Genomic DNA, 13455 nt, shown 5'->3' with positions numbered 1-13455 from the left:
CAAAGGTAGCAAAAATACAGCAATATCAATACTGGTAAGCATCGGCTTCCCGTCCCCATTCATACAGGGTATTCAGGGAAAACCAACCTATTGCGCTGATAATGAATATATAACCTACAAAACCAGGCGTTCTTAATTCCACTGCGCCGGGCAGGTCATTCATTTCTGTAAAATAGGCTGCTGCTGCCAGCAGGATGCCTGATAATAACGCGTAAAGGGCGATTTTCCTCATAACGAACAATTTCTTATTAACTAAAGGCCGCTGGTACTTACGTGTGAGTAAAATGTGCACAGCGATCCTGCAAATATGCTTACCTTACTAACGTAATTTATCAACCAAAAGTTTCTTCCCTGAGAAAAAAAATATTTATTATTTTATAACTATTTGATAATTATTGTATATAACTTTGTTATAAGTTACGACCCCGATTGGCACCCTTTTTGAAAAATGGCATTACAAGAACAATTATTGTTTAACCCTTAAATGTTACATTATGAGTACTTACATTACTTACTTTATTTACGCAGTCGTTGGTATCTGGATCTTCAGGTTGCTGGCGTATTACTTCGACGAGAAAAAGGAATTAAAGAGCAGGAAAAAGTAAACCCCTTTTTAGGGTGTGGATGTTGAGATACGGAGATTTTACGGTACCCCAGGTAAAATCTCCGGCATCGAACTTAACGGCTGTTAAACTTTACCACGTTACCTAATATTCCGCCAAAGCCAACGCGCACGCCTATACGGGTATCCTGTTTGCTCTGATAACCCGCCACCACATCTACCCGGATCATCTTGAAAATATTTTCCAGACCTCCGAATACTTCTACATAGTTGTTATCGCTGTTTACATAAAAAGCATTGGCGCCCGCTACCAGGTTCCATTTCAGCCGGTTGAACAACGGAATTTTGTTGGTCAGCAACCCATTGAAATGATGCTCTACATTGGCGGTGGTATAAAACGAGGCGGTAGTACTATACTGGTAATAGGGAGCCAGCTGAAAACTATTCAGGTATTTCATGTTATAGAACGTCTGGTTCCCGTTGAAATGCTGGTAGTCCGGGATCTGTACATTTTTATCATTCAGAAATCCCCCTACTCCAATGTGATAACGGAACTCACCCAGTAATTTAAAGTTCATATTATCCTGCACTGAAAAATTCCATTTATCAAAATCAACGATGCTATTGGCTACATTCGGAATTCCTTTGCTGTAGCTGATTTTAAAGGTAGGATATTTAGAACCCAACGGTATTTTACGGTCCGGTAATTCTATAAACTGTTGCCCCGGCTGGTAAGTAAAACTCACATCAGCAACCAGCGCCTGGTGCTTTTCAAAAGGTACACCAGCCAATTCCTGCGGATGGTTGGGCGTAAACGCCTTACGGTCGTTCCTAAAGAATACAAAATCCGTCGTATTTTCTACCGGTATCCTGCTTTCATAATTCACGCCAACGGTTAAACGGTCATTTGTTTGAAACGTTCTGCTGTATTGCAGGTTACCGAACCAATTCTCATACAGCTTCATATAGTTTTCCTTCAGGAACAGGGTATAAAATTCGTTGGCGATATTATCGATCGGGTTGTCCTGGTTGAATTGGGAAATACGCTTGCCCCCTGCCAGCTTCCAGTCGTTACGCCCATACCGCTTACTGATTTTGCTGGTGTTCTGAAAGTTAATTTCCGTATAGGCGTTGAGGTGACTATTACTCAGCCCGTAGCGCACGAAAGGCTTTATACGTAAATTACTTTCCCCGCTGGTATTGATGGTAAACTCCGGCTCCAGGGCCAGGGCCAGTCCTTCTACGGTGTTATACTTCAGCGATTTCAATAATCCTTTGATATACAGCTGATGGAAGTTGATGGCGCTGTCGCGGCGGAAATAATATTTGTGGGTGGCGCCGCCCCAAAGCAGGTCCATTACCTTCACCGGCTTTTGTTTTTTCTGCAGGGACGCCAGACGATATTTCGACATGGCAGAATCCCGATCGGCCTGAGCGGCACTGTCTTTTTCGTGATAGTCCTTTACTTCAGCCGGCTCCAGTGGCACCGGGCGGATACTGTCCCAATAAGCATGCTGTTGTTTATCAAAGGCAGTATCATACTTCAGGAAAACATTATCGAAAAATCCTGCGGGTAAGTTGGGATGTACATTATAATCTGAATAAACGTTCACAAAACTTCCCCCCATGCGGAAACCAAACTTGTTGAAGGCAATACGCAGCACCTGGTCTTTTACCCGCCATACACCTTCTGTTACCGGCACATGGGTTTGGCGGATCTCCAGGGAATCCATCAGCTCCAGCTGGTAATCTGAAGTGAGGAACAGATCGGTGCTATGAATGCGCCAATCACCATCGGTGATAAAAATATCACCGAAAAACAGCGGCTCCTGCTTACGGCGAGGAATCACTTTTATCTTGTTTACCGTTTTCCCATCTTCTACAAAAGTACCCTCCAGCTGGTATTTATAGAAGGCCAGCGCATTTTCTGCAATCGGCGAAATATAGCCACGGGGGCCCATCTGCGTAATAACGGCTGTTACGTTATTATCGTAGAAGCTAATAATAGCCGGGAAGCTCAGGCCAAAACCACCGCCGCTTTTACGGGAAGAAATGACTTCCAGCTTGATCTTATCCGGCTGACGGGCGGAAATTTTTGTCATAGATTCGGAGAGAAATACCATGCCTTTCCCGGTACTATCCACGCCCATATCGGCTTTGTCTATTTTCTTGCCCAGGAGTTTCTCCGGTACATTTTGCAGGCCAATAGTGCCTTTAATATAAGACATACAAGTGTACTCCTTCACCTGGTCGTGGTAAAACTGTCTTTTCCTGATCGCCTGGCGGATGATAGCGTATGCCGGGTCTTCGCCGGCGGCTTTCACCACTACTTCCCGGATCTGCATATTCACTGGCTGTAAGCGGAAGTCGAGCGTTTGCGTGGGGGCGTTAACGTTAACCGGCAATTCCGTTCTCCGGAAACCGATATACTGGCATACGATGGTGTATTGCCCCGGGGGAAGGTCAAGATGATATTGTCCGGCAGCATTGGTAGTAGTGCCGGTAGTGGTTCCTTTTATGAATATAGTAGCGAAGGGAAGCGGCTGATCTTTATCATCCGTTACACGGCCATTCACCACATTGGCCTGACAATAGCCCGAAATAAGGATACACAACAGGGTGGATAGATATTTCATCATATTCCCAAATGTAACAGCCAACGGGTTACCGGTATACCGGATACGCCGTTTTACCAGAAGTTTAACAGCCTTGATAAGCAATCAGGCTGGCTTTTTTGTTACGCGTAAAAAGGCAGCGGAGCTGGCGGCAAAACCTGCTACCAGTGCACCTAAGAACGCACTCACTACGCCCATCAGCGGGGCACTTTTCACTTTCAGGATCATTTCGCTCATGCGGTTGGCCAACAGGTGATCATTCCGTACGTCCATATAAAACGCGAGCATCAGCCACAGCACAAATATACCCATGAATGCACTGAAGAAGGATTTACCGGGAGATAAGGGCATCACCAGGGTTACCAGGAAGGCCACCAACACCACGCTCCACCAGGGTAAAAACATACCGGCTATATAAGCCAGGACTAGGATAAGAAGAAAATGTGCAAAGGATTTCATAATTCTAATATAGGATAAAAAGCTTAAAGGAGAGCATAAAGCCTAAAGCAAAAAGCTATTGTGGAGAATGACCTTAGCGGTATTAAAAATCGCTTTGATCATTCTCCACAATAGCTTTTTGATTTTTACTCTATGCTTTAGGCTTATTTGCTTTTCTCCAGCGCCTGTTCAATATCTTCGAGAATATCCTTAATATTCTCCAATCCCACTGAAATGCGGATCAATCCCGGCGTAATACCGGCAATGGCTCGTTCTTCTTCGCTCAGTTTGGCGTGCGTAGTGCTGGCCGGATGTGAAGCAATACTACGACTATCGCCCAAATTAGCGGTGAGCGACAGCAACTGTAAGGCGTCCAGGAAACGTACCCCTTGCTGTAAGCCGCCTTTCAGCTCAAAGCACACAATACCTCCTCCTCCACTCATCTGCTTTTGCGCAATGGCATATTGCGGGTGGCTGGGTAAAAACGGATACTTCACTAGCGACAGATGAGGATTGTTTTCCAGGGCTTTAGCCAGCTTCAGCGCACTGTCTGAATGGCGTTCCATGCGCACAAACAGGGTTTCCAGGCTTTTACTCAACACCCATGCGTTGAAAGGCGACATAGAGGGCCCGGTGCTGCGGCAGAAGGTATATATTTCTTTGATCAGTTCTTTCTTTCCTACCACTACACCGCCTAATACGCGCCCTTGCCCGTCTATCCACTTGGTGGCAGAATGGGTAACCAGGTCAGCGCCGTGGGCCAGTGGCTTTTGCAACACGGGGGTAGCAAAAGCATTGTCTACATTCAGTATTACCTTATGTTCCTTCGCAATACGGGACAACATCTCAATATCAATAATCTCCAGTCCAGGGTTGGAAGGTGTTTCCAGGAAAATCATCCGGGTATTGGGCTTGATCATCGCCGCAATAGAGGCCGGATCATCTGTAATATCGAAATAGGAAGTGGTGATGCCCCATTTGGGCAGGAACTTCGTGATCACTGTATGTGTAGAGCCAAAGATAGAACGGGCAGAGAGCAGGTGATCACCTGCTTTCAGCAGGGCCATAAAGCTGGCAAAGATAGCGCTCATACCAGAGGCGGTGGCATAACCAGCTTCTCCTCCTTCGAGGGCGCACATCTTCTGTACAAATTCGTCTACGTTGGGATTGCTGAAACGGCTATAGATATTGAAATCCGTTTCATCGGCAAACGTAGCCCGCATTTCTTCTGCATTATCAAAACAGAAACTGGAAGTAAGGAACATAGGAGATGCATGCTCCATCTGGTCTGTTCTCGGAATCTGGATTCTTACAGCATTGGTATCCGGTTGGTATTGATGTCTGTCTTTGTTCATGGATATGGTAATTACAGCTTTTACGCGTTCAATTTCACTTCCCAGGTCAGTTTGGTATGTCCCTGGCGCAGCGTTTCTGCTACAGAACAATACTTGTTCATCGACAATTCCACGGCGCGTGCCGCTTTATCCGGGTCTATATTGCCTTTCAGGTGAAACACCAGGTGAGCGGTTTCCCACAGCGAAGGCTCTTTGCCTTTTTCTCTTTCAGCCTCAATTTCAATACGGAAATCCTGTACGTCCTGGCGCTGTTTCTTCAGGATCATCATCACATCAATGGCAGAACAACCACCCAGGCCCATGATCACCATCTGCATGGGTCGTACCCCGTTGTTTTTTCCGCCATTTTCCAGGGAAGAGTCCATCAGTACTTTGTGACCGCCTTCGTCTACCGCTTCCATGTTGAATCCGTCGTCTATTCTTTGTAATGCTATCTTCATGGTTATTATTTTTCTTCAACAAAGATAAAATAAAACAATCATGAATTACGAATTACGAATAACACCCATACGCGGGGCCTTCCCGTAAATCTGCCGCTGTAATTGTAATTGTAATTTTTAATTCCAATATTGTAGTTTTGCGCAAATTTAAAGAAGCATTGTCGGTAAAGGTATTTCACAGTAAAGCAGCGTTCCGGTTGGAGTCCGGCCAGGTATTACCAGAATTGCACATCGCGTATCATACCTACGGTACCATGAATGAAGATGGCAGTAATGTAGTATGGGTATGTCATGCATTAACGGCCAACAGCGATGTGGCAGATTGGTGGACCGGCCTGATAGGCGCAGGGAAGGTGATAGATCCTTCCAGGCACTTTATTGTTTGTGCCAACATTATCGGCTCCTGTTACGGCAGCAGCGGGCCGCATACCATCAACCCCGACACCGGCAAGCCCTGGTATCATAGCTTTCCTACTGTTACCATCCGCGATATGGTACAAGCGCATATCCTGTTGAGAGCTCATTTACAGGTGCCCCGTATTCATTTGCTGATCGGCGGCTCCATGGGCGGTTACCAGGCGCTGGAATGGGCATTAACCGAACCCGCTGTGATAGACCAGCTTTTCCTGCTGTGCACCGGCGCGGCGGAAAGTGCCTGGGGTATTGCTATTCATACCGCCCAACGACTGGCTATAGAGGCAGACGATACCTGGCAACAGGACTGCCACAGCGCCGGCTCCAGGGGCCTCAAAGCCGCCAGGGCCATCGGTATGCTCACCTATCGAAATTATCAAACCTTTGTGCGCGCCCAGTCTGACGAAGACAAAGAAAAAACAGATCATTTCCGTGCCTCCTCTTATATCAACTACCAGGGCGACAAGCTGGTGAAACGCTTCAATGCGCAGTCGTACTGGTTGCTCACCAAAGCTATGGATAGCCATAACATAGCCCGTGGACGACATGAACATATTACCGCTTCCCTGTCGCATATCCGGCAACGTACCCTGCTAATTGGCATCAGTAGCGATATTCTCTGCCCGCCGGAAGAACAACAATTCATGGCAGCCCATCTTCCACAGGCAACTTATCATGAAATTGACTCTTCGTATGGTCATGATGGTTTCCTCATAGAATTTGAAAAGATCGGCAATATACTCTGGGACTGGATGGGACGCTAACAGCGTCCCCGGAAACCCTGCACCATACAGCGTTTACAACAGAGAGTCGACAGGGGAATACCGCCCACACTGATCATTTGTAGTAAACGCTTTTTAGTTTCCCCGCGCGTTCCTTCAGCTTTTTTTTGCTTTGTGCTTTTTTCCCTATATTTAAATTAAACCGAATCTAAATCTGTTTAAAATCCACTCTATGAAAAGCACGTTCATCAAGTCCTTCTCCGGTGTGCTATTGCTTTTGCTATCCCTAACCCAGGTAGTTTCGGCGCAAACCATGGCCACAATTAATGGGGTTGTAAAGGAAAAAGGCTCCAGCCGTACCATGTCCGGTGTGACTGTGAGCGTCAAAGGCGCCTCAGCGGGAACTATTACAGGCAACGCCGGAACCTTTGTACTCAAAACAAGCCACTCCTTCCCGCTAACCCTCGTGTTTTCCTACGTGGGCTATAAGACGGAAGAAAAAGAAGTCAGCAGCGCCAGTGAAAGCGTGACGGTAGAACTTAGCACTTCCGAAATCCTTGGACAGGAAGTGGTAGTAGCCGCCAGCCGTGTACAGGAAAGTATCCTGCAATCGCCCGTATCCATCGAAAAGCTGGATGCCCGCGCATTGAAAGCCTCTCCTGCTCCCTCATTTTATGATGCCATCGCCAACCTGAAAGGCGTGGAAACCAGTTCGCAGAGCTTAACTTTCAAATCTGTTAACACCCGCGGTTTTAACGGCAATGGTAATACCCGCGTATTGCAACTGAACGACGGTATGGACAACCAGGCGCCAGGACTTAACTTCGCCGTGAGCAACATGGTGGGTATCCCGGAGCTGGACCTGGACAACGTAGAACTGATCCCGGGCGCTGCATCTGCCCTCTATGGCCCTAATGCCCTCAACGGTATTGTGCTGATGACCAGCAAAAGTCCCTTCCAATACCAGGGCCTGAGCGCGCAGGTAAAAGGCGGCGTGCTCAATGACGGCGGCCGTACCGACGCCACTACCCCATTCTACGACGTATCTGTTCGCTATGCACATGCCTTCAATAATAAATGGGCCTTCAAATTAAACGTGGGCTACCTGCAGGCGAAAGACTGGCAGGCATACGACCACCGCGATCAAAGCCTGGCCAATGGCCATACCCTCCAGGACGGTACCAGGGCTAATAATGAAGGCTATAACGGTGTAAACACCTATGGCGATGAGAACGCTGTCAACATGTACACTTTCCTGAAGCCATCATTGATGCCACAAATGACAGCGCTGTCTACACAACTAGGCGGCGCTGTGAGCCCCACACAGCTGTACAACGCACTGATGCCGGCACCCAATATGTCAAATGTAACGCGTACCGGTTATAATGAAGCCGATGTGGTTGACTATACTACAAAAAACCTGAAATTGAATGCTGCCCTGCATTATAAGATTACGGAAAACCTCGAAGCCCTGATACAAGGTAGCTACGGCTCCGGTACCAGTGTATATACGGGTAACGACCGTTATTCTCTGAAGAACTTTAATATGGGTCAATATAAAGTGGAACTGAGAAGTCCCGACTTCTACGTAAGACTATATACGACCCAGGAAAGAGCAGGCGACAGTTATGCAGGAGGTACACTGGCCGCAGGTATTAACGAAGCCTGGAAGACCAGCCAGAAATGGTATACAGAGTACTTTGGTACCTACGCTGCCACTGCCGGCGCCCTTTTCCAGAAAACTATCATGGATAACATTGCCCAAGGCCCGGTAGCCGCTGTAGCCGCCGCCCAGCAGGCAGTGCAAGCCCAACAACCCAACTTCTTTAAATCTGCGAGGGACGTGGCCGACAAAGGTCGCTTCTTACCAGGCACGCCTGAATTTGACGCCGCCGCCGCCCAGGTGAAGAGCAAGCCTATTCCCGGCGATGCGAAGGGTGTAGGCGCCAAGTTCACTGATAAAACCAACCTTTACCAGGCCGAGTTTATGTACAACTTCCACAAGCTGGTACATTTTGCTGAAATCCTGGTAGGTGGCAACTATCGCCGCTATTCCCTGAACTCAGAGAAAACGCTGTTTGCCCTGGATGACAACGGAAAAGAATTTAAGATCAACGAATATGGCGCTTATGTACAAGTCATGAAAAAACTGATCGATGATCATCTTAAACTGACCGGCTCCGTACGCTATGATAAGAACATGAACTTCAAAGGCCAGTTTAGTCCGCGTATCTCCGCCGTATACACCTTCCTGGAAAGCCAGAATATCCGGGCCTCTTACCAAACAGGCTTCCGCATTCCTACCAACCAGGATCAGTATATTGACCTCGTAACACCACAGGCGCACCTGATTGGCGGTTTACCGTTTATGCGTGAACGTTATGGACTGGATACCGGCAGAGTGTACTCCTTACAATCGCTGCTGGCAGGTAATCCCGCTCAATACCAGTTCCAGGAATTTTTACCGGAGAGAATACAGGCATACGAAATCGGTTATAAATCAGTTATCGCCAAACGCCTGCTGATTGATGCCTACATTTATAAAAATGATTTCAAAAATATGAACGGCAGCCAGGTAGTAGCTAAACCTACCACCAATCCTACCCAGCCTTTCGCTTACTTCTCCGTTCCTGTGAGCTCACAACAGATTGTAAAATCATGGGGATGGGCATTAGGCCTCGATTACAGCCTGCCGCTCAACTTTACCGCCGGTGGTAACATTACTTACAATGAACTGAGTAATGCGAAAGACCTGGGCAGCTTTATTCCCCAATACAATACACCGAAATACCGCTATAGCCTGAACTTCGGTAATCGAAATGTAGCCAATTCCAATATCGCCTTTAATATCTTATGGAAATGGCAAGATTCATTTGTATGGCAATCAACTTTCGTAGGACCAGCTGTAAATACAGCGGGATTGAGTGAAATACCTTCCTATGGCACATTAGATGCGATGGTAAGCAAATTCTTCCCAAAAGCTAAAACTACCGTGAAACTGGGTGGTGTCAATATCCTGAATAAGAAATATACCACTTCATGGGGTAACCCTACCATTGGTTCACAATGGTATATCTCCCTGGGGTATAACCTCTGATAAAATCTAGTAGTTTAAACAACCAGGCCCCGGCGCTTCTCCTATAACAGGAAGAAAAACCGGGGCCTTTTTTATTTAATGCTTATTACTTATACCACATCCCACCAGGGCTTATCTGTGGCAGCAGGCGGTTCCGGCGGCGTTATCCTTCCTGGTATAGTGGTGGAACTATCGGTAGTAGCAGCCGGCGTAGTAGTGTCAGAACTGGTATATCCGGCAGGATGCGAAGACGCAGATATCGCTTCTGTTGTAACAGGTTGTGAGCTGTTGCCTGTCCAGATGGCATGCGCTTCTGCCTTGATATCTGGTCGCTGTAACAGCGCTGCCAGCTTCTCTTTCAACCTGGCGCCCCATTCAGGTTTCACCATGTATACAAAGTTTGCATAGCCTTCTATGCTGCTGATAATATTCTTTCCTTTGCCCCATCTTTTACCAGACAAACCGGTTTTCTCAATGTTGTGTAACAAGGCGCGGAACTTACGTAAGGTAGTACGGTCTATACTCAGCTTCTCATTTACCACGATGCCGGTTACCGTATGGCGGTCACCTTTACGCATGACCTGGAGCTTGTCGGGGTGAATGGTGAAACCCTCTTCTTTCACAAACATTTTCACGGCACGCAGGAGTTGTCCGGCTTTGTCGGCCGCCGCTCCTTTCGCAGAAAACGTCATGTCATCCGCATACCGCGTATAGGCGTAACCGTATTTTTCTGCGAGACCGGCAAAACGCCGGTCCAGCTTAAAGCAAATCAGGTTGGTAAGTGCGGGGCTGGTAGGAGCACCCTGCGGGAGATGGCGGGCCGTTTTAGCTACATAATATTTGCGGCCATCGAGCAACACTTCATCTACTTCCGGTTCCGTACAAATAAGGGCCAGGATGGTAGCTACCTGTTCGGCATATCCCAATTTGCAGAATAATCCTTTCACTCTTTTATAGGCGATGGACGGGAAGAAATCGCGGAGGTCAATATTGATCACAATATCCTGGCCTACATGCGGCGCCGCGTTGGTAACGATCGATTTTCCCGGCACAAAACCATGCGCGGCGTTGCTGTGGCTGACTTTATACAGTATATGCTCTAGGATCCAGTGCTGTGCAGCTTTCAGCTGGGGCATCGGTGCAGAAATCACGCGGGTACCGCCGGATTTTTTAGGCACCTGGAAACGCTGGTAATGAGTATGATGCCCCACTTTCCGATTGAACGCCAGGTAGCGAAGTTTACCCAACGTAATGCCCATGGCGTTTGCCAACGCAGTAGCATCGGCAAACACCGGCAGATTGAACTTTGCCAGTTGCGCTGTGTCGGGATTCACCTTGTTCAGGCCCGCAGATACTTCTTCACCCAGGTAAAGGATCTGCTGGTCCTTAGCCACAGCCCATGCTTCCGCCCTCGCTTTCCTTTCTTCCTCGCGGCGCTTTTTAGTTTCTGCAATTTTCAGTTTTGATTTGGCCATGCGATCTTTTCGCATGTCAGCCAACATTTTGACTTTATTTTGATAACGTTGCTTTTCTGCCAGCAGGTCATTCAGTTCACGGCGCAGCTCTCCCTCCCTGCGGATAAGCGTTTCAGAGGGAGACGGCTGTGCAGTATTTCTTGCCCAGAAACCCAGGCGAATCATTTCTTCCAGTATAAATTCCTCTTTAGAGGATGCACGTATTCTATCGTACAGCTGTTGACGGGTTAAGCTTTCGGCCATGATAAATAGTTGAGTATTTATTCATTTTCATATACAGCAATGCTGTTTCAGGCAACGACATTACTTTCAGACTAAATAAAAAATAGTTGTAAGACAGGGAAAATGAAGAGAAGATATACCGGCTGTAGTGCCTTGCTGACGGGGAGTAACAAAATTTTGTAAAGAGGAAGAGGCCTTCGTGCAAGCCATTGACTAAATCAATCAACTCAAGGGAGGGGCCTACCATACGTATATTTCAGCCCCTGGGGCTTCTACCGGAAATATGCGTATGGTAGGCCCCTCCCAAAGTAAAGATTGCATTTAGTGAAGCATGTATAGTCAAAATACCTGAATGACGAAACATCATTCGTCCCTTTTCGGGCGCAAGTGCAATCAATTCCTCTTTACAAAGATCTTTGTTATTAATGAGTCAGCAAGTTAGAAAATTATTCCGGAAAACAAAAAATCTTCTCTTACTTTTTTCCTGTTTTTATTTTTGCGCATGCGCGATACGCAGTCCCAGCATATGTTCGCAGGGACCTTTATATAATTTATTGCTTGCATAAAAGTTGCAATCACAATGCGCATTGCTCAATCTTTCATCTGCATCGATGGTAATAACGGGATGGTATACACGATGTGATCCCTTCACGGTACCCGTTAATTGCAGCCCTACTCCAGGGATATCTTTTTCGGTAAACTGTACCCGTTTTTCCTGCACCAGTTTATTGCCGGCAGCTTCCTCGGGGTTGGAAAACCGCAAGTCGTCCAATGGCAAGGGCTCCCGGCTCAGTTCCCGCAAGCGGTAAAAGCCGGTATGCAGATCAAAGATCACTTTGCCCGCCTGGGTATAGATACCCAGCGCACCCAGCACCGTGGCTTTATCCAGGCTGGTTGCATGCGCAATGGTTTCCGGCTTGGCCATCCACCTGGTTTTGAGGTCGGCAAATACTTTTAGCTTGGCGCTGTCATCGACTATGGCCCTGGGCGCCATCAGGTCAAACTGACCGGCGCGGGACCAGTCGTTGGCAGTCCATCCGCTCAGTCCCAGCGTAAACTGCATATCTCCCAGGTCAGCAATATAAAAAGATGGTAAGCCGTTGCCGGTCAAATGCACCGTGAACTTTTTGGCAATTGGAATCAGCCTTTCCAGTATCAGCAGGCGTCTTCTCCCCCATATGCGGATTTCGCGGGATTGCGGACCGGTATATAACGATCTCGCACATACGATTTCCTGGTTCCAGGGCTCAAAAATGGCCCTTACCGGTTTACCTGGTTCCAGTATAAAGCGAATGGAACGGGGCCCTTTCTTTTCTTTAAACCGGCGGAGCCAGGAACAGAAGTTATATACATCCATTGGATGCAGGTCAAAAGTAGCCGCAGGCAACGTCATAGCTGAACTCACCTGTAAAAATCCTCTCACCCAGCTATCTGGCAGGTCGATCTTCACCTCATGGTAAAGCTCTTCCTGGGAGGTTTGCACCTGGAACCCTCCCGGATCAATTTTGAAATCTGTTTCTTTATAATCGCGTATCTTCTGAAACTCATCATACAAAGCTGCGGAGTAATCGATGTTGGTGGTGCCACATTCAAACTCGTTCACCTCTTTAAATACATTGTAGTTGGCGCTTAACTTCCCATAGGTCGATTCATCCTGGCTGAAACATTCAAAGAACATTTCATCCGGGTGCACACTGATAACAGGGTCCAGTACAAACCAGGCATCGCGGTCCTTCTGATATAGGTAATCGAAGTAAGTTTTGCGGGCTTTATAGAAAGGGCCCATTACGCGATCCCGTTCAGCGGAAATATCGTGCAGCTGATTTTTGAGCGTGGCAATACGGTCATCGGCGGCTTTCGTATCGAAGCCGTTCATATATTCTGCCAGCCAGAGCGACTCCTGCTGGGCGGCCCATTCTTTATAGGCAGTTTTATCTTTGGGTTTAAAACGCAAGTCAGATACCACCACATCATGCAGGGCGGATATGGCTTCGCGGAAAGCTATCTTTTTGTGCAGCTTTCCCACGAAGAAAGTTGGGTCACGACGGGTATCCGGCGCAAAAGAAATGCCTGCAGAGGAGGCATTGCTGTACACCTGCGAGTTACCACTATATCTGTAATTAAATAACATAAATG

General features: G+C 47.4%; 9 protein-coding genes. 2 read left to right on the top strand and 7 right to left on the bottom strand.

The annotated features are described in order from the left end of the window. Nucleotides 1–25: 25 nt before the first annotated feature. The 5 genes from FHW36_RS09245 to FHW36_RS09225 all read right to left on the bottom strand — a co-directional run bounded on the left by FHW36_RS09245 (nucleotide 26) and on the right by FHW36_RS09225 (nucleotide 5410). Nucleotides 26–232 (bottom strand): hypothetical protein, encoded by a 207-nt coding sequence (locus FHW36_RS09245; protein WP_145666079.1) that lies wholly within the window; start codon nucleotides 230–232, stop codon nucleotides 26–28. Between the two features lie 446 nt (nucleotides 233–678). Beyond that, nucleotides 679–3201 carry a DUF5686 and carboxypeptidase regulatory-like domain-containing protein gene (locus FHW36_RS09240; RefSeq protein ID WP_145666076.1) on the bottom strand — a complete coding sequence of 841 codons (2523 nt, stop codon included), beginning with the start codon at nucleotides 3199–3201 and terminating at the stop codon, nucleotides 679–681. A gap of 81 nt (nucleotides 3202–3282) precedes the next feature. Then, nucleotides 3283–3636 carry a hypothetical protein gene (locus FHW36_RS09235; RefSeq protein ID WP_145666073.1) on the bottom strand — a complete coding sequence of 118 codons (354 nt, stop codon included), beginning with the start codon at nucleotides 3634–3636 and terminating at the stop codon, nucleotides 3283–3285. A 143-nt stretch (nucleotides 3637–3779) separates the two neighbouring features. Further along, nucleotides 3780–4970 carry an O-succinylhomoserine sulfhydrylase gene (locus tag FHW36_RS09230; protein ID WP_145666070.1) on the bottom strand — a complete coding sequence of 397 codons (1191 nt, stop codon included), beginning with the start codon at nucleotides 4968–4970 and terminating at the stop codon, nucleotides 3780–3782. A gap of 20 nt (nucleotides 4971–4990) precedes the next feature. Then, nucleotides 4991–5410: an OsmC family protein gene (locus FHW36_RS09225; protein WP_145666067.1), complete on the bottom strand. Its 420-nt coding sequence runs from the start codon at nucleotides 5408–5410 to the stop codon at nucleotides 4991–4993. Between the two features lie 137 nt (nucleotides 5411–5547). On the opposite strand from FHW36_RS09225, the gene metX reads away from it, so the two are divergent. Next, nucleotides 5548–6588: a homoserine O-acetyltransferase MetX gene (metX, locus tag FHW36_RS09220; protein WP_222429034.1), complete on the top strand. Its 1041-nt coding sequence runs from the start codon at nucleotides 5548–5550 to the stop codon at nucleotides 6586–6588. Between the two features lie 190 nt (nucleotides 6589–6778). Then, a complete protein-coding gene (locus tag FHW36_RS09215; RefSeq protein WP_145666064.1) occupies nucleotides 6779–9643 on the top strand; it encodes a TonB-dependent receptor in 2865 nt (954 codons plus the stop codon). Nucleotides 9644–9732: 89 nt separating this feature from the next. Here FHW36_RS09215 and FHW36_RS09210 read toward each other — a convergent pair whose 3' ends face one another. Together FHW36_RS09210 and FHW36_RS09205 are read right to left on the bottom strand one after the other, a co-directional pair. Continuing rightward, nucleotides 9733–11340, bottom strand: coding sequence for a reverse transcriptase family protein (locus tag FHW36_RS09210; RefSeq protein WP_145666062.1), 1608 nt, complete (start codon nucleotides 11338–11340; stop codon nucleotides 9733–9735). Nucleotides 11341–11809: 469 nt separating this feature from the next. Further along, entirely contained in the window at nucleotides 11810–13450 is a 1641-nt protein-coding gene (locus FHW36_RS09205; RefSeq protein ID WP_145666059.1) for an SWIM zinc finger family protein, read from the bottom strand. Nucleotides 13451–13455 lie beyond the last annotated feature (5 nt).

The sequence above is a fragment of the Chitinophaga polysaccharea genome (assembly GCF_007829335.1).
GTDB lineage: Bacteria > Bacteroidota > Bacteroidia > Chitinophagales > Chitinophagaceae > Chitinophaga > Chitinophaga polysaccharea_B.
The sequence above is the reverse complement of the archived record's forward strand: the minus strand, read 5'-3'. Positions and strand labels throughout refer to the sequence as shown.

What these genes read in the sequence shown, in the direction of transcription:
- FHW36_RS09235 (WP_145666073.1), bottom strand. Translation starts at nt 3,636, where the DNA reads ATGAAATCCTTTGCACATTTTCTTCTTATCCTAGTCCTGGCTTATATA.
- FHW36_RS09245 (WP_145666079.1), bottom strand. Translation starts at nt 232, where the DNA reads ATGAGGAAAATCGCCCTTTACGCGTTATTATCAGGCATCCTGCTGGCA.
- FHW36_RS09225 (WP_145666067.1), bottom strand. Translation starts at nt 5,410, where the DNA reads ATGAAGATAGCATTACAAAGAATAGACGACGGATTCAACATGGAAGCG.
- FHW36_RS09240 (WP_145666076.1), bottom strand. Translation starts at nt 3,201, where the DNA reads ATGATGAAATATCTATCCACCCTGTTGTGTATCCTTATTTCGGGCTAT.
- FHW36_RS09215 (WP_145666064.1), top strand. Translation starts at nt 6,779, where the DNA reads ATGAAAAGCACGTTCATCAAGTCCTTCTCCGGTGTGCTATTGCTTTTG.
- FHW36_RS09205 (WP_145666059.1), bottom strand. Translation starts at nt 13,450, where the DNA reads ATGTTATTTAATTACAGATATAGTGGTAACTCGCAGGTGTACAGCAAT.
- FHW36_RS09230 (WP_145666070.1), bottom strand. Translation starts at nt 4,970, where the DNA reads ATGAACAAAGACAGACATCAATACCAACCGGATACCAATGCTGTAAGA.
- FHW36_RS09210 (WP_145666062.1), bottom strand. Translation starts at nt 11,340, where the DNA reads ATGGCCGAAAGCTTAACCCGTCAACAGCTGTACGATAGAATACGTGCA.